The following is a 23,301-nucleotide window of genomic DNA, read 5'->3' on the forward strand; positions in this document are numbered from 1 at the left end:
CTAGTAAATTAATACATTTTGGAGGATAACATGACTGATTATTTAGTGGTTGGTTCTGGATTATTTGGATCAACCTTTGCATACGAAGCTGCTAAACGCGGCAATCACGTTGAGGTGATCGAGAAACGTGATCACGTTGGTGGCAATATCTATACCAAAGAAGTAGAGGGCATCCAAGTTCACGAATATGGAGCTCATATTTTTCATACCAAAATGAAAGACATCTGGGATTACGTGCATCAATTTGCGGACTTTAACAACTACGTTAACAGTCCGATTGCTAACTATCACGGTGAGATTTATAACATGCCATTTAACATGAACACCTTTAACAAACTATGGGGTGTTAGAACGCCGGCAGAAGCTAAGGCTAAGATTGAGGAACAGAAGCGGAGTGCTAATATTCCGGATAAGCCCACTAACTTGGAGGAACAGGCTATCTCACTGGTGGGTCCTGACTTGTATGAGAAATTAGTAAAGGGTTACACCGAAAAGCAGTGGGGCAGAAAAGCCACTGATCTCCCGGCCTTTATCATCAGAAGAATCCCAGTTCGCTTCATTTATGATAACAACTACTTTAGTGATCCATACCAGGGAATTCCAATTGGTGGGTACACTCAAATTATCGAAAAGATGCTTGCTAGTGACTTAATCGATGTTAAAACTAACACTGACTTCTTTGATAAAAAGGATGAGTATCTAAAATCCGGCAAGCGTATCATCTTTACCGGAATGATTGACCAGTTCTTTGAATATCAGTTGGGAGCTCTGGAGTACCGTAGCTTGAAGTTTGATACTGAAGTGAAAGACGTTGATAACTACCAAGGAAACGCGGTAGTCAACTATACCGATGCTGAAACTCCTTACACTAGAGTCATTGAACACAAACACTTTGAATTTGGTAAGGGTAACAAGAATAAGACCGTCATTACTCATGAGTATCCCAAAACCTGGCACCGTGGGGATGAACCATACTATCCAATCGATGATAAAAAGAATCGTTCTTTGTACAAGAATTATGTCGAATTAGCTGAAAAAGATGCGCCAAACGTTGTCTTTGGTGGCCGGTTAGGTCAGTACCGTTACTACAACATGGATCAGACCATCATGTCAGCTTTGAGACTAGTTAAAAACGAATTTGGTGAATAAATTTGGGTAAAGTAATTAAGAATTATTTGTATAACGCGTCCTATCAACTATTCGTGTTGATAGTTCCTTTAATCACCACTCCATACTTGTCCCGTGTTTTGGGACCACAAGGGGTTGGTATTAATTCGTATACAAATGCTAATATTCAATATTTCATTATCTTTGGAAGTGTTGGGGTCGCACTCTACGGTAATCGGCAGATTGCGTATGTGCGAAATAATAAGCAAAAGCTAACCAACACTTTTTATGAAATATTCTTTATGCGAATGGTAACGATTGGAGTGGCGTACATTGCCTTCTTTATTTTTTTGGCATTTGTGCATCGCTTTCACAGTTACTACATTGCCCAATCTTTTTCATTGCTTGCGGCAGCTTTTGATATCTCTTGGTTCTTTCAGGGGGTCGAAAACTTTGCTGTGACCGTTTTAAGAAACTTTGTTGTTAAAATAATCACGCTTTTCAGTATTTTTGCGTTCGTTAAGTCATATAGTGACTTGTGGTTATACATATTTATACTGTCTATGTCGCTATTGATTGGAAATCTGACCTTATTCCCAAGTTTGAGAAGATATTTAGGAAAAGTGGACTGGAAAAACTTTCACTGGTTTAGGCATTTTTGGCCGTCGATGGTTCTTTTTGTTCCAGAAATTGCCACGCAAATTTATTTAGTGGTTAATAAGACGATGCTGGGGGCAATGACCTCTGTTACGGCAGCTGGTTACTTTGATCAGTCGGATAAGATCGTCAAGCTATCATTAGCGGTCGTTACTGCGACGGGAACCGTCATGCTTCCGCACGTGGCAAATGCCTTCATGCAAGGAAAACACGAGAAGGTTAAAGACTACTTGTATCAGAGCTTTGAGTTTGTGACGGCGTTGTCCATTCCCATTGCGTTTGGAATTGCGGCAGTTGCTCCGAGCTTTGTTCCACTTTTTTTCGGTCCGAAATTTATGGCAGTTGTTCCACTGATGATGATTGAGTCAATTGTGGTCGTCATGATTGCGTGGAGTAATGCGATTGGAGTCCAATACTTGGTTCCGACCAACCAAAACAAGGCCTATAATTATTCGGTTATTATTGGTGCAATTGTTAACATCGTTGCTAATGTTCCTTTAATTTTACTGTGGGGAGCAGTGGGAACCGCGATTGCGACGGTTCTTTCAGAAGCCATTGTCACTCTAGTCCAACTATATGCTGTTAAGGATGAAATTGACTTTAGAAAGTTGTACCACGGATTCTTTAAGTACTTTATTGCTGGTCTCATAATGTTTGCGATCGTTTCTGTCCTAGACATGACTCTAAATGTTAAATGGATTGATCTGATCATCGAAGTTGGGATTGGAATTATAATTTATGGTCTCCTGATCTTTTTGTTTAAAACAAAGGTTTCAAAGGATATAATTACCATTGTTAAAAAGAAATTCTAGTTAAAATAATAAGAGGTTAAGAGCCAATGAAGATTGCTTTTATTAGTGAGGATAAATTAACTGATGTCTCGGTTTGGTCTGGTACGACCAGCAACATTTATGACGTCATTGCTAAACAAAACCAAGTTGTCTCAGTGCGTCCATCTGGTATTAAGTTATTTTTGGGAAAAGTCTTTCGAAAGTTTACCAAGTGGTTTAAGTTACCTGATTTAAAAGCTTTTTCTGACGAGTGGATTGCAAGAGTTGAAGGTCAATCTTTACAGCAGAAGTTGAAGCATGAATCTGATATTGATTTTATCTTCGTTGCGGCTGAAGATAACCTCGTTGAATTTTTGCAGACTGACTTACCAATCGTTTTTTTAAATGATGCGACATTTAGCGAAATGATTAATTATTATTACTTCAATTTAACGAAAAAGAAAATTGAAGTACACACCCGCATGGACAAAGTCACCCTTGAAAAAGCTTCCTTGATTTTAATGGCCAGTGAATGGGCCAAAGAGGGTGCCATTGAATCTTATGGAATTGATGAAAACAAGGTCAAAGTGTTACCTTTTGGCGCTAATTTACCAGATAAATTTGTAGCTCACAAAGCTGACCCAGACAGTAAAATTAGATTATTGTTTGTTGGTGTTGAGTGGAAACGAAAGGGAATGGATCTCATCTGTGCCATGATGGACAAGCTGAACGAACGATTCCCAGATAAGTTTATGATTAACGTCATTGGTCTTAATCAGCCAACTGACCAAGATTTACCCAACAACATTAAGTTTCATGGTTTCGTCTCTAAACATACAGACTCTGGTCTTAACAAGATGATTCAACTTTATAATGAGAGTGATTTGTTTGTTTTGCCAACAAAGGCAGAGTGTGCGGGAATTGCGTTTGCGGAAGCTTCCGAATATGGTCTGCCTTCTATTACGTATGATACTGGTGGAATTGGTACCTATGTCATTAATGATTACAATGGTTATCGGCTCAATAAGAACGCCACGGCAATGGATTTTGCCGATGCAGTGATCGATCTGACACAGTCACCAGAAAAGTTGAAAACGATGTCTAAAAACGCGCGAAAATTATATAAAACCAAATTGAACTGGAAGGCGTGGGAACGCGGTTTTAACGAATTAACCCAAAAGTTTAATAATTAGGTAGACCTTGAAGGAGTTTAGTAGAACTGATGAAAAAATTGATTATTGATGTGGTCCGGTCAAAAGCTAATGACGGGATTGGCAAGCCTAAAGAGGACATTAATGAAGTCCTTGAAAAGAATTATGGCTTCCAAATGGCTTACTTAAAGCAGTATAAATACGGTAAATTTGATCGTCATTTTTTGATTAATTATCGAATTAATAAACTGGATAAGTATCACCTAAAATCAACTGATGTAATCGTTATTCAATATCCAATTTATTCTGGAAAACAGTTTGAAGAAACCCTTTTAAGATATCTCAATGGCCGTCACGTCAAGACAGTGGCAGTAATCCATGATATTGATTCACTACGTTTTCCTAACAGCACCTTTTCCACCGTTAAGGAAGAAGCCGGGTTTTTAAATAACTTTACGGCCGTTATTTCACCGAATAGTACGATGTCAGATACGTTAAAAGAAAATGGATTAAACGTTCCCTGTGTGGACCTTGAAATCTTTGACTACTTTTCTGACGTTCAAAGTCAAAAAAACGGGGTAAAATACAAAGATAACGTGACGTTTGCGGGAAACTTGAATAAGTCAGTCTTTTTAAAATATCTAAACGTTTCAAAGGCAGTTAAATGCGAAGTCTTTGGAAATATTAATGATCCAAATACACTGAATTCCTCATTAGAGTACATGGGAAGTGTGTCACCGGACGTGTTATCAAAGAAGTTAGGCCATGGTTACGGATTAGTGTGGGATGGCAATAGTGTTGATACTGTTGATGGCAAGATTGGCGACTATTTGCGCTACAATAACCCCTATAAGGCGTCGTCGTATTTAAGTGCTGGGATGCCTGTGATTGTCTGGGAAGAATCAGCCGTGGCGAAATTTGTAAAACAACATCACGTTGGCTTATCAGTGGATTCCATTTCTAACCTAGCTTCATCGCTTAAAAAAGTAACTAATGAAGATTTTACCCAAATGGTTGATAATGCACATGAAATTTCAAAAAAACTTCATGATGGCTTTTACACTAAACAAGCCTTTAGTCAGGTGTTTGAGAAAATTAAGTAAAACAAATTAGAAACGACGTGTTAATCTATTAGTTAATATTATTAGCTAATGATCATCACGTCGTTATTTTCTTATGGGAGTGATTTTATGATAAAAGTATTGGTACTGGGTTCAACTGGTCAGTTAGGTCGGACTTTTTTAAATTTACTAAAGGAGAAGCAAATTGAATTTGAGGCACCTTCTTCAAAAGAAGTTGATGTAACTAATCAGAAACAAGTAACGGATTATTTTCAGGTCCATCAACCAGAAGTTGTTTTTGATTGCGTTGGATACACTGACACTATTAACGCCGAAAGGGAGCCGGGTAAAACCATCAACAAGAACGTGAACTTTCTTGGCACCGAGTATGTGGCGTTAGCCGCTAGAGATGTGAATGCAACGCTAGTCCATATCAGTACGAATCGGGTGTTTGACGGAAATGATAATTCTAAATCACATGAGATAACGGACATTCCCAATCCAGTAAGTGAGTACGGTAAGCAGAAACGCATGGCAGAACGTGCCATTGAAGAGATTAGTACGAAATATTATACGATTCGAACGGCTAATCTATATGATAAAAATGGAAGTAAATTGGTGGACGAATTACTAAAAAGCGGTGAGATTAAGACTAATAACCAACTAATGCAGGTAACCGATACCCGAAGATTGGCGGAGTTTATGTTGTTTGTAATCCAAAGTGATTTACCATATGGGATGTATCATTTAACGAATGAAGAAGAAATCACTTCATATGAGTTTGCAAGATCAGTTTTGAATAATAAAGGATTAAACGTGAAATTCATTAAATTAAATCATATTGGAATGGTAGACACACCACTTCTTGCATAAATAACCTGAGTTTATATTGAAGTTTAATACCAAAATTATTTTTCTTTAATCTTTTCTATTGATTTAATTAAAGCTTTAAAATAATATGTTTTTACTTTATCTGATTGACTTTCCGCGTTTTGATTCATATGATTTAATGTTTTTTCAATTTGTTCTTTAACTTCTAAAGATAACTGTTGTTTAAACGGTAAAATTTGGTTATTAATATATGCTGTTAAATTTTCACTTTCATTTGCATTATCAAGAAGTCTATTAATATAAGTGTTTTCATCTAAAAAAGTTAAAAGATTTGTTCGTTGAACATTACCACTATTCGGGTTCCATTTTCCTTCTATGATATGAATAAATAGTTTTTCTTGAGAGCTTTTCTTAACGGCTTTAATTCTTGAATTAATTGCTTCTTTTATATGAGGATTCAGATCATATGTTCTGCTTTGTATTATTAATTTTAGGTAGTTAATATCATCTGTTGTATTTATTGTTTTAATTACATTTGGCTCTAAATTATTAATATTCTCAAATTGTTCTGTAATTGGGAGATTTCTCTCTTTTAACTCGTTGAAAGTTATATAAATACTCATCATGTCGTTTAATGATATGTAATTATTTTCACTTTTCTTAATAGTATTAATTACTGCATTCTCTAATTTCATTAATTGGGAATCTGATTTGTAGTGTCCATGTAAGAACGTATCAATTGAATTATCAACTTTTTTTTGATCAGAGAAAGACTGTTTTATTTGATATAGGTAATTTTTTACTGAAAAGATATCATGTGCTGCATTGTTAAAAATTTCATCTGAAAACATGATGTTTGAAGTATATTCCTGGTAGTTAGATAGAGTTGAATTGTATTCTTCTAAAAACTTAAATTCATTTAACGAAGATATTTTTTTGCGGAGTGGAATATATTTTAATCCATTAATTTCTTCCAAGCTATTTTCTTGGATTTTAGATGATCTTAGTCCCAGGGTTAATATTAAGTTTGACAAATATGCCGTCTTAATTGATTGATCCTCAAAATTATTATTATTTTTTTTATAGAAAGATCGTATTTCGGAAATTATTTCATTAAACGAATCTAGTGAGCTTTCAACTGATCTGATGTTAATGTTTCCCTTCACTGATAATACTTCATCTGAAATTTCAACAATCCAAGTTGACAATTCTTTATTTATTATGTTTTTAGGATTATTTATATATTTTTTAATAATTTGAGTAGCAATATCTTTATTATATTCACCAAAATGTATAGTTTTGTTTATTATTTTTTCTTTCGTAAATTTAAATCTAACATTTGTATTATTGCTTGAAGATAATTGGTTTTCGTTAGATATTATTATTATTTTTAGATTTTTATTTAACATGTTTTGTATAAATCCAGTAATTTCATTGCTTGTTATTGAGTCATCCAATCTTTCTAGATCATCAAGTATAACTATATTTTTATTTTTATTATCAGAAATTATTTTATTAGCTGTTTCATCCATTTTTTGGTTTATGAAAGAAGTAATATTTTTAGTAGGTATTCCTTTTATTTTATTTGGTATATTCTTCGTTATTTTTTTAACTTTTTTAAGCACTTCCCCACTGTCGTTTAGAAGTTGATATATTATTTCATAATATTTTTCATTTAGGTCTTTTGTTCCACTTAGGGAAACATAAGAAAAATTATATGGCTTTTTGTTTTTTTCACTTTCTTCTATAAATCCTTCTATGTAGCACGTTTTTCCTGTTCCCCAGTCTCCGTTAATTTGGAAAGCAAGTTTATCATCTGAATCTATATATCTTTTAACAGCCTCATCAGTTGATTTTAAACTTTCAAATTCATTGTTTTCTGTCAATTGCTTATACCTCAACATTTATAATGGTTTTAATATACATAAAATAATACTAAATCCCAATTTCTGCAATGTTTTTTAACATCCGTGTAATATTTTCCTAATATTGTTGAAATTTCTACCCCTTAACGTATTGACTGTTGAGAGGAGGAACAAAATGGAGTGGAAACATATTATTCTTACAGCAGTTAGCGTTACAGCTATTTTTACCACGGGCATAGCAGTCGCAAATAGCTCACGCGCTAATGTTAATGCTGATTCATCGCGCTACACCACCGTTAATAAGCTAGTCAAATTTCGAAAAGCACCACACGCCAATAAACCTGTCAAAGTTATAAAATCAGAAAGTTCAGTGTCGAAATTAAGTCCGTCAGAGATGACAGCTAAGAATTGGATTGCTTATCATGAATCACGTGGTGAGTATCATGCTGAAAATCCAACTAATCCACAAGTGTATGGCAAGTATCAATTGACTAAGACTTACCTTCACGGGGATTACTCGAAGGAGAATCAGGAACGTACTGCTGACAACTACGTTCACGATCGTTATGGTTCATGGCAAAATGCTAAAAAGCATTGGGAAAGTAATAACTGGTACTAAATTAGTTTTAGCGCGGAAGGCTCATGATGAAAGTCATGAGCCTTTTTGTGTGCGTTTATAAGGGTTCATGATACAGTTAAGTCGGTAAATGACTAAGTAATGGAGGGATAAATATGACAGACAGATTAAAGAACAAAGTTGCAGTTGTTACTGGTGGAACTCATGGCATTGGTTACGCCATTGCTAAGATGTTTGCAAAAGAAGGGGCCAAGGTTACCATTACCGGACGTAATGAGGATAAAGGCCGTCAAGCCGCTGATGAAATTAATAAAACTTATCCTGATTCAGTAAAATTTATTACCCAAGATGTTTCTGACCCAGATCGTTGGCCAGAGGTGTTTGAAGAAACCGAAAAAGATTTCGGACAAGTAACTACCCTAGTTAACAATGCTGGGATTGCTATCGGGAAATCCATTGAAGATACTACGACCGAAGAATGGCACAAGGTCTTAAACATTGACCTTGATGGAGTTTTTTATGGAATGCGTGAAGGCATCAAGCAAATGAAAAACAAGAACGTTGGTGCTTCAATTGTGAATATGTCATCGATCGAAGGCTTAGTTGGCGACCCTGGTTTAGGAGCATACTGTGCGGCTAAAGGTGGCGTTCGGATGATGTCGAAATCTGCAGCAATTGATTGTGCACTAAAAGATTATGGCATTCGGGTCAATTCAATTCATCCGGGTGGCATTCAAACCCCACTAATTAAGCCTGATTTTGCTAAATATGTGTCTCAACGTTCTAAAACCCCAATGGGACACTTAGGTAAGCCAGAAGACATCGCATATGCAGCAGTTTACTTGGCTTCTGATGAATCTGAATTCACGACTGGTAGTGAGTTAGTGGTCGATGGTGGATACACGGCTCAATAAAAATCTGCGTGAAAAAAGACGACTTTTTTGAAAAGTCGCCTTTTTATTTCGTTAAAATTGCGTAAATACCAGCGATGACCAAGATGATCATTACCACCGCCATTACAACGATTCGTTTAACTTGAGTTTTGTGAAAATTATTAAATTTGTTTGCCATACTATTCTCCTCTGATTGGTTATGAACATTTTAGCATTTAATAAGAGAAAAGAATTGCATTTTAACCACGATTTAATTCATAATTGGGTTGTTAAGATAAGGAGATAGTTTAATGTTTAAAATAACAATTTACCATGCTGATGCGATGCAGAAGCAATACTTTGAAGATTATAATCAAACAGAATTCGACTTAAAGTTTGTCAATGAAAAGTTAACGATGGCCAATGTAAGTCAGGCTCAGGGATCAAACGGGGTTTTGATTGATGGGATGTGCGACGCTGATGGTACAATCGTTGACCACTTAGCCGATTATGGCGTTGAGTACTTGTTTACTCGTTCGGTTGGAGTTAATAATATTGACATTAAGCGGGCGACTGAAAAGGGCATTAAAGTTGCTAACGTGCCCGACTATTCACCACATTCGGTAGCAGGATTGGCGTTTACTCTTGGAATGACGCTTTTTAGACATGTTGCTCAAGCAACCGCCAACACGCATGACGCTGATTTTCGTATCTTACCACTGTACTTTAGTCGTGAGATTCACGATTCAACGGTTGGAATCATTGGGGCCGGTAGGATCGGAACGGCTGAAGCCCAGATGTATGATGCAGTTGGGGCAAACGTTTTGGCTTATCAACGTCACGCTGATCCGGACAATCATTCCGTTAAATTTGTTGACATGGATGAATTACTCACAAAGTCTGATATTGTATCCATTCACGTTCCACTAACTTCCGGGACCGAGAAGTTAATTGGCAAGACCGAACTCGATCAGATGAAGAACGATGCCATCCTGGTTAATACAGCTCGGGGCGGTGTGGTTGACAACAACGCGGTTGCTGATGCCGTTGAAAACTTTGAAATTGGTGGTTATGGAACCGATGTCCTACTAGATGAAGGTCAGATTATGGGTAAAGAATTCAATAGTTTGGATGATGTTCCTAATGCTGAAGACAAGAAGTTGATGAAGAACTATCCTAATGTGATTGTAACGCCACACATGGGTTCATTTACCGAGGAAGCCAATAAGGATATGGTTCGCATCAGTTTTGAGAACTTTCAAAAAGTGATTGAGACCGGGAAACCACTTCATCCATTAAACTAAGGAGAGATATAATGGCAAAGATTACTGCTTATGACGTAAGGCCATTTGAAAAAGAATACTTTGTGGATTTAAATTCATATGACTTTGATTTAAATTTGGTTGAAAGACCATTGAAGATTGATACGGTTGACGAGGCAATGGGCACGGATGCCATCCTGATTGACGGTTCCTGTGTCGCTGATAAAGATGTCTTGGATAAAGTCAAGGATATGGGAATTAAGTATCTGTTTACCCGTTTTGTTGGTTACAACAACATTGACCTAGATGCTGCTAAAGCAGACGGAATTATGGTTGCTAACGTTCCTAGTTATTCACCATATTCCGTTGCCGAATTAGCACTGACGATGGGAATGGACCTATTCAGACACGTTGCCCAGGCAACTGTAAATACAAATAACGCTGACTTTCGGGTTCTGCCAACGTATTTCAGTAATGAAATTCATGATGCAACCGTCGGAATTATCGGAGTTGGTCACATGGGGAGTGCTGAGGCTAAGTTGTATCACAATCTTGGTGCCAACGTGCTTGGCTATCAACGTCATCCAAATGACAATCCCGATGTAACCTTCGTTGATGAAGATGAGTTGTTAAAGAAGTCGGATATTGTTTCCATTCACGTTCCTTACGTACCGGGTGAAAATGACGAGATGATTGGTGCTCCAGAGTTAGCCAAGATGAAACGAAACGCTATTTTAGTCAACACTGCGCGTGGTGAGCTGGTTGATACTAAGGCCGTTACGATTGCATTGTCTGGTAGTAACATTGGTGGCTACGCTGCTGACGTGATTATTGATGAGAATCAGATTGATGGTAACGAGTTCAACTCATTAGATGACCTTCCAAACAAAGACGTGTTAGAATTGATGAAGCGTTATCCAAATGTTATTATTACTCCGCACATGGGTTATCTGACTAAGCCAGCCACGGTCGACATGATCAAGGTTAGCTATGATAATTTCCACGAAGCAATGACAACGGGAAAGACCAAGAATCAAATTTGACGAAAGAAGTTTTGGAACATGGAATTAAAGAAACAATTCTTAGATCTTGAGAAGAATCGACGAACTATCTATGACTTGGGTAAGGATGTACCTTTCTCACAGGACGATCTATATACTTATATCAAGGAATTAATTAAATACACACCAAGTGCCTTTAATGGGCAGACGGTTCGAGCTGTGGTACTTTTTAACGAAAACCATGATAAGTTGTGGGATATCGTTGAAGATGCACTAAGAGAAAAGGTACCTGCCGACGGCTTCCTTCGCACCAAGGCAAAAATCTCAACTTTTAGGGATGCCTACGCATCAATTTTGTTTTTCACTGATATGGACAAGGTCAAAGAATTGCAAGGTCAATTTAAGACCTATCAATACGAAATGTACAACTGGTCTGAAGAAGGACAAGGAAATGCGCAGTTCGCTGTTTGGACCGGCCTTGAAGAAAATGGACTTGGCGTTAACATTCAACACTATGATCCATTGATTAATGCTCAAGTAGCTTCAACCTTTGATATTCCGGATCATTGGCAGTTACGGGCTGAGATGAACTTCGGTTCAATCAACACTCCAGCTAGCGAAAAAGATTTTATGGAAGATAGCAAGCGATTTAGAGTGCTTAAATAGAATAATACGTAAAAGAGCGTGAAGATTTTGTCTTCACGCTCTTTTTGTATGTAAAATTAAATTTCTTATTTTGGAAGAATTCTGATATGATTAATGTATATTCTATTAATTAGAGGTGCTTTTTATCGTAATGTGTAAAAGAATTCTTCATAAACATCCTAATCTGTTTGTAATTTTATTGTTTGTATTACTGAGTATTTTGATTGTGTTACCGTACTATAATACTCCGATTGTCTCATGGGATTTGCCTTTTCATCTTGCTCCGCTAAATGAAACATTTGAATACATTAAAAATGGAAATTTGATCCATCTATTTCCAGATATTTTAACTAAAACTGGCGGATCAATTGGTTATCCTTTGAATTTATTTTATCCGCAGTTAATCCTTTTACCTGAACTATTTTTTAGAATGATAGGGTTTGGTGCATATAATTCTTATTTAATATTTTTATTTTTAATTACTTTGTTTACTTTCATTTCTATGTACTTAGTATCGTATAAGATTAGTGAAAATAAGTTTTCTGGATTAGTAAGTTCACTCCTATATGGATTTGCGCAATACAGAACTTTTGATATGTTTTTGAGACAAGATATTTCAGAAGCTATGGTATTTGTCTTCTTACCAATTTGTTTTTATGGGATATACCAGATATTATGTAAGAATTATAAAAAGTGGTGGATTCTTTCAATTGGAATGATTCTGGTTCTTTTAACTCATATTTTGTCTGCTGTTATTATCAGCGTTTTTATGTTTCTATCACTTGGGCTATTATTTTTAAATTCAAGTAGTGTTAAAGATAAAATAAAACGTTTAGTGTATTTAGTTTTATCCGCTCTTATTTCTGTTTTAGGAGCTGCAATTTTTCTTTTTCCATTGATGTGGAATCATCATTTGTACTCCCCTCTAATAATAGAAAGCCAGGAAACTTATTTACTTAGAGATTCTTTAAACATTAGTACCATAGTTTTTGGTGGACTTTCAGCATATGATTTAGGAATTGGAATTATCTTGCTTGTTACGTTTATTTTTTCTGCTTTTTGGTTTAGAAAAATGAACAATATGTTTAAATATTTGTTTATTGAAGCCATTGTATTTATTTTATTAATTTCTAATTTATTTCCCTGGAATGCTTTCCAACCTATTTTTAAAATGATTCAATTTCCAAATCGATTTTATCTGATTGCGGTTTTCTTGATTTCATTAATTGGTGGTAAATGTATTAATGATATTTTAAGTGAATCTGCACTAGGTGATTTAGTTAGGAACAAAAGTATCTTTCTTACTTTATTTATATTACTTTGTTTGTGTATATCATTGTCTTCTTCAGAGAAAATTAAATCAAATCCAACTGAACTAACTGGTTTTTCTGTTATTACTTCAAAGGATGGATTTGAAAATGAAACATCAAATTTTCATGATATTTTTGATTACTTACCAGCTAAATCAAAGAATACAATCCCAATGCTTCTAAGACATTCAGTACCAGCTATGAATGGTAAGAATTCCAGGATTAAACAAGTTGGCAGAAGTACTTCCTATAATAAGATTAGCTATGATCTTTTAAGTGCGAATAATACTAATTGGATAAAAATACCTAACATTTATTACCATGGTTTCCATGTTTATAATAATGGTAAAGAGATTCCAATTAAAGTTGATTATGAAAAAGTAATTCAAGTTAAATTGAACAAAGGTCGTAATAACTTAGATGTTGTTTATAAAAAGACTACCTTACAAATTATTTCAATTTGGATTAGTTTAATTACATGGATTTTTCTTTTGTTTTTACTTGTTAGAAACTTCTTAGTTAACCGAAGAAAGAAATTGAATAACTAATTTTAAAGGAGTGAAGAAATATTTCTTCGCTCCTTTATTTGATTAAAATTATATTTTTTGTTAGTTAAAAATCTGATACCATTGTAATTGTGTTAAAAATTACATAATTAGGAGATAGTATGAAAAAAAGATTAACTTATATTGATGTAATCAATATTATTGCGATTATATTTGTTTTATTTATTCATTCATCTTGGGATTTTACTCCAAGTGCCTTAGGAATATTTGATTCAGCGGTAAGAGCAATTGTTGCACCAGCTGTATTTCTGTTTTTAATGAATTCTGGAGCAACATTACTTGGGTATCGTGATAAGTATGACACACAAGTATTTTTTAAAAAGAGGTTTTTTAGGGTTGTAGTTCCATTGATTGTGTGGAGTATTGTCTATTATATAGTTGACTCGATGCTTAAAAATCCACTTCCAGATGTTAATTATGTTCATCCCAATCCTAGTATTGGAGATTTTATTACTAGCTTTTTCTCTGGAAATATTAATGGGGCTTTCTGGTTCTTTTACTGCATTATTGCATTGTATTTACTTACACCAATTTTATCGGTGCTTTCTAAAAATCATAAAAATGTTTTATTTTACATTGTAGTATTAGACTTTCTATTTAATAGTTTGTTTTTATATTTGAATAATAACTTATTCCATATGGATTTATCCCCATATATTTTCCCAATTACTTCTACGAGCTATGTTGGATTTTTCATTATGGGGTATTTAATCAAAGTAGGTTACTTCGATCGAAAATGGTTAAAGATTATGAAATGGGTTGCACTTTTATCCTTAATCATTTCTTTCGTCATTGCATTACTTATATTTAAGGGATTGCCGCCAGTTATCAATAACTTAAAAGAATATGGTGGACCATTATTGTTCATATATGTAATTGGACTTTATCTTTGGATTAAGGATTTTGTTGAATCACACAAAGTCTTTGTTAAGCCTAAGTTTCAAACTTTGTTAGCTAAAGTTGCTTCAGTTAGTTTAGGAATTTATATCTTGCATCCTTTCTTTTTGAAGTTATTTATGTACGTGACAAAAACAACCTTTAGTAGTTGGCTTGATATTCTGGTAATGCCATTATTTACTTACGTAGTTTGTGGATTAGTGGTTTATGTAATTAAAAAGGTTCCGTTTGTAAAAGATATTTTGCCTTAACGATATATATATATAAAAATAAGCCCAATCCATCTGGATTAGGCTTATTTATTTACTATCTATTTAGTTTTCTTCAAACTCTTTCTCTTCTTTGGATACAACACAAGATCAAGATCTCCCTTAGATCCAAACTGACCTAAGTAGACATCCTGAATGGTGCATCCTTGTTTCTCACACATTTGTTCAACTTGATCGTCGTTTAAGTTACGACGTTTAGCAACGTTTTCGTTTAATTGACCATCGGTAATAATCGGGTAGTTCATAGTAGGTTCATCGTTTAACGTTACGGTCAACTGACCGTTTTCTTCAAGGGTGGCGTTCTTAACGTCCTTGAAGTCGTTAACTCCATGAGTTCTTAGTTTGAAAGCAAGCTGATTAGCAGTTAAACCGTTCCGCAATGCACGGTTGACGTTTACGACACCATTTAAAATCAGTATCTGCGGACTTCCGTTAATCAGCTTGTTCAGCGTATTACTCGTTCCGGTTAAGAACTTACTTGCAAAGACGATGACGGACCAGATTAACAGAATAATGACAAATTGAATTGGAGTGATGTCTTGGTTGTAAATAACACCACCAATAATTCCACCAAGAATATAGTTTTGTAGTTGGTCGACGGCGTTTGACGGAGCCAGGTTACCTTTGCCAGAAAGGTTAATCTGTAAGACAATCATGATGAATCCAATCAGGAACTTCAAGAAGATGGTCCAATATTGAGAGTCACTACTACTCCACGTGAAGCCACCCTTGTTGATATGCTTGGGTTTAGATACTAGTTTTGTTGGGGTGACCGTGTAGTTGGTCATGTCAGTATTGAAGTGAACCACGTAGGCGTCTTTTCCCGCTTGAATCGTCATTCCATCAACCAGATTATTGCTACTAGCATACATCTGGTTTAGCGGAACTTTCTTTTGCTTACTGATGTTTTTCATGATTTGGACGGTCTGAGTAGTTTGACTATCAGCGTTTTTTTGCTGAAAGACTCGGCCCGTCTGCATCGCGATAATGAGTGCCCCTAACATCGTAACTAGGATGAACAGGCTTCGAAATCTTAGATTACTTCTATTTCGATAATAGAAGATCCCAGTTCCAATGATGACCAACGCAATCACAATGATTAAACCAATAAAGATGTAGTTGGTAAAATTGAAATTGTGGGAAATAAATGAATATGAATAAAGCTTCACTACTCTCACTCCAGTTCTGTATTAGTTATGTAACAATTATACTCAATTCAAGCGGTTTGTGTTTTATATTTAGCAAGAAATTAACTTTTTGTTTATTTTATTATCTGGCAGGACGTGAAAATGGTATTAATCTAAAGCTTATGAAAGTGATACAATGGTTTGTGCTATAATATCTGTATTATTAACGTATCTATTAATTAAAAATAATATATACATTAATCGCATTATCATTTATAAGTAGGAGTGGTATTATCAAATATTCAAATACGCAATGGGTTATATACAAAGCCTCTGAGCTACTATCTAGCAAACTATTTGTATTATTAATATTACTGGTAGCGTTTGTTATTTTAGTCCTCGGATATGTTTTGATCAGAAATAGTTACTATCAAGACAAGGCAAGCAATAGCCATGGCATCAAACCAAATCATAAAAAAACAGGTGTATGGCTGGTTTGTATTGGGATCGTCTTCATCGGGATCTTTTTTGTTGGTTCTAAGTATGTTAAGGATAAAGCAGTGGACCCGAACGAGATTGAAAGAACGAATCAAGTTAACTTTGATGAGACTGGTACGATCACCAACATTAATCAATCTGATGATAATTACTTGTATGAGATTAAAGTTAACGGTAAACGTAAAAATCAGACCGTCTATGTTTCGATGCTGGATAAGCCTGTTAGCATGGACGTTCAGCCACCGATTCATCCCTTCAGTGGGACGATAATTACGCAACCAGTGATTAGTAATGCAACGGTGGGCAGTAAAGTAACATTAAGGTCATGTAAATACGACTTTAAGTATAAAAACCATAAGGATTTTGTGCCTAATGACGATTCTGCTAATAAACAATTGAAATTATTAAATGAGAATTACGTAAATGGAGTTGTAACCGAAAAATGATAAAAGATTCAATTTATTTTTTAAAAAAACATGAATCTTCTTTGTATCTGTGTGCTCTGGTAGTCGGAATCCTCGATGCATTAGTTGGGACCACGATGATCATTAAAATGCACCCAGTCATTGGACACGTGCTACATTTGGTGCTCCTGTTGGCGTTTGTTTATGTGTTTTTTAAGATTTTTTTCTTTGATAACTTAAAGCCGATTTATTTGGTGGGAATTTTCGTCCTAATTACCTTCATATTCATAAATGGTCATTTTGCCAGAGACCAAAGTTTGTTATATACGATGGTGTTTCTTGTTGGTATGAAGGACGTTCCGATTAAACGGATTATTAAAACGGAAATAATTGTTACGATCTGTGTGATTGGGGTAGTTATTTTATTTTCCGCATTTGGTATTTTGCCAAACCTGCAATTCCCACGAAACGGATTAATTCGCAATAGTTTAGGATTCGTTTACCCATTATTATTGTCCTCAGCGGTCTTTTTCTTAAACGTTGCGTTAGCGAGTTATTTATTGATTAATAAAATATCGTTTAAGAACAAGCTGATTGGTGCATTAATAATGGCAGTTGGAACGATTGCCATTTACTTGATTACTGATTCCAGAACCGATCTGTTGCTTAACATCGCGATCGTGATTGTTATCATCCTTTCATGTTTTTCCATTAATTTAAGAAATCGATACACGAAGATATTGGCGGAACTGACACCGCTCTTGATTGCCTTCTGGACCATCATATCAATGATTTTTTATAAAAATGATAGTCTTGGGTTAACTTTAAATAAGCTGTTTAGTAACCGGTTGGCTTTGGTGCATGAAGCCTATTTAAAGTACATGCCAGGCATGTTTGGTCAATACATTAAGCAGCGTGGAAATGGCGGTAAGGTGAGTGATGTCTTACATTACTTTTACATTGATTCCAGTTTTTCACGGGTGCTGTTTATGGATGGCTACATTGTGTTTGTAATATTGATGGTTTTAATTACCATTGGACTTGTTCGTTTATTGTCGAAAGACAGTGCGGTGGCCTCATATTTAGCCTTGATTATTATCATTACACTAATCGAAGGGGTCTTTACCGACCACATGTTTTATGCTAATAACGTCGCCTTGTTTATGATCGCTGGTCAGATCATGGAACTAATCAGTCAACGTGGTGCTAGTGAGAACCTTTTGAAGAGTGCCATATAAAGTTTATTGAAGTGTTTTGTAATTACTAGGGTGAATCTAGGAGTTACAGAGCGCTTTTTTTGTGAGTAAATTTGTTTCAAGCATGCTTAATCGGATTGAAAATGATAAAATAATTCAAACGAAACAACAGGATAATTTATTTAAAGCTGCGCAAAATTCAACAATCTTTAACACGTGGACGACTGATCATCACGATTTTGCTACCAAAACGGGGAAACTAAAGGAGTCTTTTTAATGGAGTCAAAAAGTAAAGAGAAAGCATTAAACAAAAAGATTAAGAATCTGCATAACTTTGCGAATTGGGGTTTAACGCCACTGGTTGTGATCTTTATCGTGGTTTACTTTTTAACCAAGCCAACCTCGATCTGGACGATTTTATTGGCATTACTAGTGGTCTTTACGACGTTTATCGTCTGTGTAATGGCGCTAGTTTACATTCACCAGAAGAAGAAACTCCAAAAGGAAGCCAATCAACAGAATTCTGATCAAAAATAGCGAGATAATGGCGGTACGATAGGTAACCGTCTTTTTTTGTGGCAATTAATTAGTGTATAATTGATGATAATTAAGAAGTTAATCACAATTACTTATAAGAGGAAATCATGAAGAAAAATAAATATGCTAAAACGACGCTAGCGGTTCTTTTAATTTTGTTGGCGGCCTTTTTCTTAGTTGCGCTTCAGTACTTTTCACACAGTATCCTACTGGGAAATGACTCGCTCTTTCATTTTAATCGCATTTATGACGTTGAAAGACAGCTTCAGACTGGTAACTTCAACTATTTCATGACTAACTATGGCTTCAATCAGACCGGGCGAATCGTCAACGCGGTCTATGGACCTTACATGGCCTTTATTTTGGGCGTAGTTTTGCTAGCGACTAAGAGTTGGTTTAGCTTCCAGCTGGTAACGAGTTTTGTTCTGTATGTCATTGCCGGACTGGGTTCGTACGGCTTGTTTCGCCGGGTCAAGGTCAATCGTTTTTTTGCCACGGCTGGCGCCGTTATTTATTTGTCACAGAACTTCATTACCGGTTGGCAGACTGATGCCCAGTTTCTAGTCTGGGGTGCAGCGATTCTGCCCTTTGCGGTGATGGTGGCTATTGATTTAATGGATGGTTCACCGAAGAAAATCCACGTGACGTTAGCGTCAGTCGTTGCGATTTTACTTGAGATGCACATCTTGAGTGCCTTGTTCACAGTCATTATGTTAGTCCCGTTTGCGATCGTTGGTCTTTGGCGTTCTCGAGCTAAGTGGCAGTATCTAGGGAAGATTGCGTTGAACGTGCTCTTAACGTTGATTTTGGCTGGAAACTACTTCGTGGGCTTCTTGAACATTTTCGGGAAAAACGAACTCATGCCACCATTTATGATGAAGGACATGAGTACGTATTCGGCTAATTTTAATTTCTATAATAACTTACCCAATGAAGTTGGAATCGTGCTGACACTGATTTGTGTCTTCCAGTTGGGTTACATGGTTATTGCCAAAAAGAAGAATCTGACTAACATCGTGGTCACAATTGTGGGCGGCTTGTTTCTTATAGTGTCATCGGCAATGCTACCTTGGAACGCGATGGGTGAGAAGTGGACTTACATGCAGAACTTCATCCAGTTTCCATACCGTTTCTTTCCGTATGCGGCAATTTTGTTGATGGTGGGCTTCTTCATGTCAGTTAATCAGATTAGTCGTGACTGGTACGAAAAAATCAGCGCATCGCACGGCGATATTCGCTATAACTACATGAAGATTTTCATGGGAATTGTGGTATCTGTCATGTCGGTTTTGGCCCTCTGGTTTGCATATTCAAACGTTCAGTATGGCGTTGATGTTTGGCATAACCCGACAAGTTCCCCGATTAAACGCAATATGATTCGTGCCCTTCCAAACGTGGAGACGCCACGCAAGTACCTGCCACCTGCTAAAAGTCCATTTAAGAAGGATTTGAGCGTGAAACAGGTTCGCTTAGACTTTATAAGTGGTAACCTTGATAAGCCATTGCGCGACGTTTCTGAGTCAAACGGAGACTACTTGCCAAATGATTCTGGTAATCCCAACTTTAATGCGGTTGGATCGCAGTACCATACGGATGTCATGAATAATCATGGCTTTAAAAAACAAGTGAACCATAATGGTGATTTAACCGTTAAGTGGAACGCTGATGCCATTCAGACGAAGAATGGCTATCGGATGGTTCCGGTAATCTTGTACCATAATTCTACGGTTAAACTGAACGGGACCAAGCTTAGTCGTAATCAATATCGCGTTTCCGATATTGGAGCGGCAAGGTTTAAAGAAAAACCTGGTCAGAATCAGCTGATGGTTGGATACCAAAAGCCAGCACATTTCATGGCAGTAGTTGCTCTGTCTGTATTGGCATGGATTGTGACGGTCGGATACGTGATTGTTAGAGGAATCTATCATTGGTTAAAAAAATAATAGACATACAAAAAGGATTGAGCCGTTGAAAAAAGTTCAATCCTTTTTAATGTTAAAGATTATTCCAGTTAATTCCTTTACTAATATCAGAATAGTGATCTGGATTCTGGTCTTTTTGGCCTTCAAGTGCCTCTTTGAGTTGACCATTCTTTTTTAGTTCTTCGGTTTCCCTTGTGGCACTATTATTTTTCATTTTCATCATTGGCCACCACAACCTTACCAATCATTTGCTTACTTTCGACTAACTTGGTAGCTTTTCGTAAATTTTCGGCATTGATGGGACCAAACTGCTTGGTCATGGTGCTTACTAAATTCCCCTCATCGAGCATGATACTAATCTTATCCAGGATTTCGTGTTGGGTGATCATGTCAGGAGTATGGAATTCGGATTTGGTAAACATGTATTCCCAGGCGAAGCGAGCACGTTTTTCCTTTAACTTACTCATGTCGAGTGACTTACCCGAGCCGGTGATTGAAACGATCGTGCCAGATGGGGCAATTAACTCACAGATTTCGTCCCAATAAGCGTCAATGTTACGTAAATCTAAGATGTAGTCAACGTAATTAAAGCCCTGGTCGTGAATCTTTGAAACGATGTCATCGTGGTAGTCAACGACGATGTCGGCGCCGTGATCGAGTTCCCACTGTTTCGTCTCATCTTTTCCGGCAGTGGCAATGACTTTGAGGTTAGCGCGGTGAGCCAATTGGGTCGCAATTGAACCCACTCCACCAGCACCATTGATGATTAAGATTGATTTATTATGGTTCTGTTCGTCACGGTCGTAAAAGTCAATGTTCATCTGTTCAAACATGGCTTCCCATGCCGTCAGGCTAGTTAGTGGCATGGCGGCAGCGTGGGCATTGTCTAACTTCTTCGGGGCAATGCCAACGATGCGTTCATCAACCACCTGATACTCACTATCGCTACCTGGACGAACGTGTGAGCCAGCATAAAAGACGCGGTCACCGACACTGAAACGATTGGTTTTAGAGCCAACTGCTTCAACGGTTCCAACGGCGTCCCATCCGATAATTTTCGGTTCTTTTAGTGGCTCTTTTTGAGCTTCACGGGTGAAAACGTCCACGGGGTTAACCGAAACGGCAGCCACTTTTACTAACAGGTCGTGTGGTTCCGGCTTGGGTACTTCGGTGGTGAAATCAAACAGACTCTTGGGGTCATCAATTGGTAGATATTTTGTGTAACCAACGGCATTCATTTCTTTAGTCATAAGCGTTCTCCTTTTTCGTATTCTACCCCTAGGATACCACGCAGACGGCGATAATTGTTTCCCTGGAGTTAGGTTACCATCACATTTTATGATAAAATGATGATATGGAAAGAGTGGGATGAGGTAAAAAAATGCAAAGATTGTATTGGGATTCCGTTCATGTTAACGGGGATAAAGTCTTCTTCACGATTGACGATCATGGATTGAATTTCGTAAGCAGTCCAGGTCAAGGAGTGTCTCAACTGCTTGATTTTTATACGAATGATCATTTTGAGTACGCCAAAAATAGTGAGCACAGCTTGCAGTATCGTAAAACAATTAAAAACTATTTGCGAGGTAAGTCAACCAGTCTTGATTTGCCAACTGATTTTATGGGGTACGGTTCTGATGAAGACCGGTTGGTTTGGAACGAAATTGCCCAGATCCCGTTTGGTGAATTAGTTACGGTTTCCGATCTGGCAGACCGTTCTGGTGTTAGTCAGGATAAAGTGGAGGCTGCCATTTCAAGAAGTCCCATCTGGATCGTGTTGCCACTTCACCGGGTAACGGATCGAAACGGACGTTATCCATACCGGACAAACGAAATGACCCGTGATTTCTTGGTAAATCTTGAGCATCCTAAAAAGTAAATAATGAATCGAGATTTCAGTCGTGAAGTCTCTTTTATTTTCGATAAATTGATGTGAAATGACTTTTGTAAAAATGTGTGATGTTGTATAGTCATAATCACAATCAATTAATGAATGGAGTATTTAAAATGAAACATATTATTAAGGCAGATAACGGGCGAGTGTTTAAACGATTGGTAGCGACAGGAGTCAACGATAACAGTAATCAGTTTGATTTCAACAAGGTCAGACCGATTCCGCAACAAATTAGGGACGTAATCGTCGATAATTATTTGTCAAACGCTGCGATTGGGGTGTACATGGTTAACGTTGACTTCAACCGGGATGACATTCCGTCGACGGTGGAGGCTCTTGCGGCTGATATGAATCACAATGGGGACGAATTCTACGACCACGTCCAACGTGACCAGCAGAAGTTCCTTTCAACTTTCATGGAGGTCTACGGTCAATTTGAACAACCCATGGATGACAAGATGAAAGAGGCCACCATTGCTTCACTTCAACGTGGTTACATTGGGGCTAAAAAGTATTTGATTAAGGACAACATTGATTTAGAGGTCTTTCAGCCATATGATCCAGAGAAAATTTTGCAGCCGGACTTAAGGGAGGGTTTTCAAGGCATTGACCTGAACGTACTTGCTTGGTTGTCCAAACAAGGTGAGATGTTGATTAATAACTACATTGCCTTTCAGGCCTTTAATCAGGAAGACTGGACCAACGAGAACTGGCGTATTACTGAAAATGCGTTTGATACTGAGATTGATAAAAAAGAAAACACCATTACTTTTCATACCAATGAAATTGTCGGTTTAACCGATTTATTTGAGACCTTGTTGATTAAGTCCGATGCCCAGGCGGATGATGTGAAGTATATGTATGAGTTGTAGGATGTAACAG

Annotated in this window: 23 protein-coding genes; 19 read left to right on the forward strand and 4 right to left on the reverse strand. The window is 36.7% G+C overall.

Features of this window, described 5'->3' with window-relative positions; genetic code table 11:
- Positions 1-30 precede the first annotated feature (30 nt).
- The 5 genes from glf (at position 31) to AC6UDA_RS01415 (ending at position 5,619) form a co-directional block, all read left to right on the forward strand.
- Positions 31-1,149 carry a UDP-galactopyranose mutase gene (glf, locus tag AC6UDA_RS01395; protein WP_500710618.1) on the forward strand — a complete coding sequence of 373 codons (1,119 nt, stop codon included), beginning with the start codon at positions 31-33 and terminating at the stop codon, positions 1,147-1,149.
- Positions 1,150-1,151: 2 nt separating this feature from the next.
- Positions 1,152-2,576, forward strand: a complete 1,425-nt coding sequence (locus AC6UDA_RS01400) for a flippase (RefSeq protein WP_500710620.1) — start codon at positions 1,152-1,154, stop codon at positions 2,574-2,576.
- A 26-nt stretch (positions 2,577-2,602) separates the two neighbouring features.
- A complete protein-coding gene (locus AC6UDA_RS01405; protein ID WP_500710622.1) occupies positions 2,603-3,727 on the forward strand; it encodes a glycosyltransferase family 4 protein in 1,125 nt (374 codons plus the stop codon).
- Positions 3,728-3,756: 29 nt separating this feature from the next.
- Positions 3,757-4,788 carry a glycosyltransferase gene (locus AC6UDA_RS01410; protein ID WP_500708455.1) on the forward strand — a complete coding sequence of 344 codons (1,032 nt, stop codon included), beginning with the start codon at positions 3,757-3,759 and terminating at the stop codon, positions 4,786-4,788.
- Between the two features lie 87 nt (positions 4,789-4,875).
- A complete protein-coding gene (locus AC6UDA_RS01415; protein ID WP_500708456.1) occupies positions 4,876-5,619 on the forward strand; it encodes an SDR family oxidoreductase in 744 nt (247 codons plus the stop codon).
- Between the two features lie 35 nt (positions 5,620-5,654).
- Here the strand turns inward: AC6UDA_RS01415 and AC6UDA_RS01420 are convergent, their stop codons facing one another.
- Positions 5,655-7,463: a P-loop NTPase fold protein gene (locus AC6UDA_RS01420; protein WP_500708458.1), complete on the reverse strand. Its 1,809-nt coding sequence runs from the start codon at positions 7,461-7,463 to the stop codon at positions 5,655-5,657.
- A 154-nt stretch (positions 7,464-7,617) separates the two neighbouring features.
- Between AC6UDA_RS01420 and AC6UDA_RS01425 the strand changes: the two genes are divergently transcribed.
- The 7 genes from AC6UDA_RS01425 (at position 7,618) to AC6UDA_RS01455 (ending at position 14,823) form a co-directional block, all read left to right on the forward strand.
- A complete protein-coding gene (locus AC6UDA_RS01425) occupies positions 7,618-8,061 on the forward strand; it encodes an aggregation-promoting factor C-terminal-like domain-containing protein (RefSeq protein WP_500693341.1) in 444 nt (147 codons plus the stop codon).
- Between the two features lie 113 nt (positions 8,062-8,174).
- Complete coding sequence (locus AC6UDA_RS01430) at positions 8,175-8,933, forward strand: NADP-dependent (R)-specific alcohol dehydrogenase (RefSeq protein WP_500706207.1); 759 nt, start codon at positions 8,175-8,177, stop codon at positions 8,931-8,933.
- A gap of 269 nt (positions 8,934-9,202) precedes the next feature.
- Positions 9,203-10,195: an NAD(P)-dependent oxidoreductase gene (locus tag AC6UDA_RS01435; protein ID WP_500706208.1), complete on the forward strand. Its 993-nt coding sequence runs from the start codon at positions 9,203-9,205 to the stop codon at positions 10,193-10,195.
- Between the two features lie 11 nt (positions 10,196-10,206).
- Entirely contained in the window at positions 10,207-11,196 is a 990-nt protein-coding gene (locus tag AC6UDA_RS01440) for an NAD(P)-dependent oxidoreductase (RefSeq protein ID WP_500706209.1), read from the forward strand.
- Positions 11,197-11,214: 18 nt separating this feature from the next.
- Positions 11,215-11,820 carry a nitroreductase family protein gene (locus tag AC6UDA_RS01445; protein ID WP_500706210.1) on the forward strand — a complete coding sequence of 202 codons (606 nt, stop codon included), beginning with the start codon at positions 11,215-11,217 and terminating at the stop codon, positions 11,818-11,820.
- Positions 11,821-11,950: 130 nt separating this feature from the next.
- Positions 11,951-13,657 (forward strand): putative glycosyltransferase family protein, encoded by a 1,707-nt coding sequence (locus AC6UDA_RS01450; protein WP_500708461.1) that lies wholly within the window; start codon positions 11,951-11,953, stop codon positions 13,655-13,657.
- Positions 13,658-13,776: 119 nt separating this feature from the next.
- The gene (locus AC6UDA_RS01455) at positions 13,777-14,823 is read left to right on the forward strand and encodes an acyltransferase (RefSeq protein WP_500706212.1); all 1,047 of its coding nucleotides are present in this window, start codon (positions 13,777-13,779) and stop codon (positions 14,821-14,823) included.
- 59 nt (positions 14,824-14,882) lie between these two features.
- On the opposite strand, the gene AC6UDA_RS01460 is transcribed toward AC6UDA_RS01455, so the two are convergent.
- A complete protein-coding gene (locus tag AC6UDA_RS01460; RefSeq protein ID WP_500706213.1) occupies positions 14,883-16,010 on the reverse strand; it encodes a DUF3290 family protein in 1,128 nt (375 codons plus the stop codon).
- Positions 16,011-16,378: 368 nt separating this feature from the next.
- On the opposite strand from AC6UDA_RS01460, the gene AC6UDA_RS01465 reads away from it, so the two are divergent.
- From AC6UDA_RS01465 to AC6UDA_RS01485, 5 genes are all read left to right on the forward strand, one after another.
- Complete coding sequence (locus tag AC6UDA_RS01465) at positions 16,379-16,912, forward strand: hypothetical protein (RefSeq protein WP_500708463.1); 534 nt, start codon at positions 16,379-16,381, stop codon at positions 16,910-16,912.
- Positions 16,909-18,108 carry a hypothetical protein gene (locus AC6UDA_RS01470; RefSeq protein ID WP_500710625.1) on the forward strand — a complete coding sequence of 400 codons (1,200 nt, stop codon included), beginning with the start codon at positions 16,909-16,911 and terminating at the stop codon, positions 18,106-18,108. The genes AC6UDA_RS01465 and AC6UDA_RS01470 overlap by 4 nt, the downstream gene beginning before the upstream one ends.
- Positions 18,109-18,169: 61 nt before the next feature.
- Positions 18,170-18,343, forward strand: a complete 174-nt coding sequence (locus AC6UDA_RS01475) for a hypothetical protein (protein WP_500710627.1) — start codon at positions 18,170-18,172, stop codon at positions 18,341-18,343.
- Positions 18,343-18,603, forward strand: a complete 261-nt coding sequence (locus AC6UDA_RS01480) for a hypothetical protein (RefSeq protein ID WP_500710629.1) — start codon at positions 18,343-18,345, stop codon at positions 18,601-18,603. Before AC6UDA_RS01475 ends, AC6UDA_RS01480 begins: the two co-directional genes overlap by 1 nt.
- Before the next feature lie 107 nt (positions 18,604-18,710).
- A complete protein-coding gene (locus AC6UDA_RS01485; RefSeq protein ID WP_500710631.1) occupies positions 18,711-20,546 on the forward strand; it encodes a putative glycosyltransferase family protein in 1,836 nt (611 codons plus the stop codon).
- A gap of 52 nt (positions 20,547-20,598) precedes the next feature.
- Here the strand turns inward: AC6UDA_RS01485 and AC6UDA_RS01490 are convergent, their stop codons facing one another.
- Together AC6UDA_RS01490 and AC6UDA_RS01495 are read right to left on the reverse strand one after the other, a co-directional pair.
- Complete coding sequence (locus tag AC6UDA_RS01490; protein WP_500710633.1) at positions 20,599-20,739, reverse strand: hypothetical protein; 141 nt, start codon at positions 20,737-20,739, stop codon at positions 20,599-20,601.
- Positions 20,729-21,775: a zinc-binding alcohol dehydrogenase family protein gene (locus AC6UDA_RS01495; RefSeq protein WP_500696413.1), complete on the reverse strand. Its 1,047-nt coding sequence runs from the start codon at positions 21,773-21,775 to the stop codon at positions 20,729-20,731. The genes AC6UDA_RS01490 and AC6UDA_RS01495 overlap by 11 nt, the downstream gene beginning before the upstream one ends.
- Positions 21,776-21,906: 131 nt before the next feature.
- Here AC6UDA_RS01495 and AC6UDA_RS01500 point away from each other — a divergent pair, with 131 nt between their 5' ends.
- Together AC6UDA_RS01500 and AC6UDA_RS01505 are read left to right on the forward strand one after the other, a co-directional pair.
- Positions 21,907-22,404, forward strand: a complete 498-nt coding sequence (locus tag AC6UDA_RS01500; protein ID WP_500699003.1) for a methylated-DNA--[protein]-cysteine S-methyltransferase — start codon at positions 21,907-21,909, stop codon at positions 22,402-22,404.
- 128 nt (positions 22,405-22,532) lie between these two features.
- The gene (locus AC6UDA_RS01505) at positions 22,533-23,291 is read left to right on the forward strand and encodes a hypothetical protein (RefSeq protein ID WP_500708474.1); all 759 of its coding nucleotides are present in this window, start codon (positions 22,533-22,535) and stop codon (positions 23,289-23,291) included.
- Positions 23,292-23,301 lie beyond the last annotated feature (10 nt).

Source organism: Fructilactobacillus sp. X8R4C1 (genome assembly GCF_059900905.1).